General features: G+C 43.8%; 1 protein-coding gene. It reads left to right on the top strand.

What is annotated here, in order from left to right:
• Window positions 1–680 (top strand): EF-Tu/IF-2/RF-3 family GTPase (locus QL984_RS18460; protein WP_290173250.1); only part of this gene is annotated, 680 nt, incomplete at both ends.

Genomic DNA, 680 nt, shown 5'->3' with positions numbered 1-680 from the left:
TTCATGAACAAATGTGACATGGTTGATGATGAAGAGCTACTTGAGCTAGTAGAAATGGAAGTTCGTGAACTTCTTTCTGAATACGACTTCCCAGGTGATGACTTACCACTAATTCAAGGTTCTGCACTTAAAGCACTTGAAGGCGAAGAGCAATGGGAAGCTAAAATCGTAGAGCTTGCAGAAGCACTAGATACTTACATTCCAGAGCCAGAGCGTGACATCGATAAGCCATTCATCATGCCTATCGAAGACGTTTTCTCAATCCAAGGTCGTGGTACTGTTGTAACTGGCCGTGTTGAAGCTGGTATCATCAACGTGAACGACGAAGTTGAAATCGTTGGTATCAAAGAGACGACTAAGTCTACTTGTACTGGTGTTGAGATGTTCCGTAAGCTTCTTGACGAAGGTCGTGCTGGTGAGAACATTGGTGCACTTTTACGTGGTACTAAGCGTGAAGACGTTGAACGTGGTCAAGTACTAGCTAAGCCTGGTTCAATCAAGCCACACACTACATTCACTTCAGAAGTATACGTACTTTCGAAAGATGAAGGTGGTCGTCATACTCCATTCTTCAAAGGTTACCGTCCACAGTTCTACTTCCGTACAACTGACGTAACAGGTGACGTACAGTTACCAGAAGGCGTAGAAATGGTAATGCCTGGTGATAACGTTAAGATGAC

Origin of the sequence: Pseudoalteromonas sp. APC 3495, assembly GCF_030407645.1 — a bacterium.
Lineage (GTDB): Bacteria > Pseudomonadota > Gammaproteobacteria > Enterobacterales > Alteromonadaceae > Pseudoalteromonas > Pseudoalteromonas tetraodonis.
Note: the sequence above shows the minus strand (reverse complement) of the source record. Positions and strands in the feature narration are given on the sequence as shown.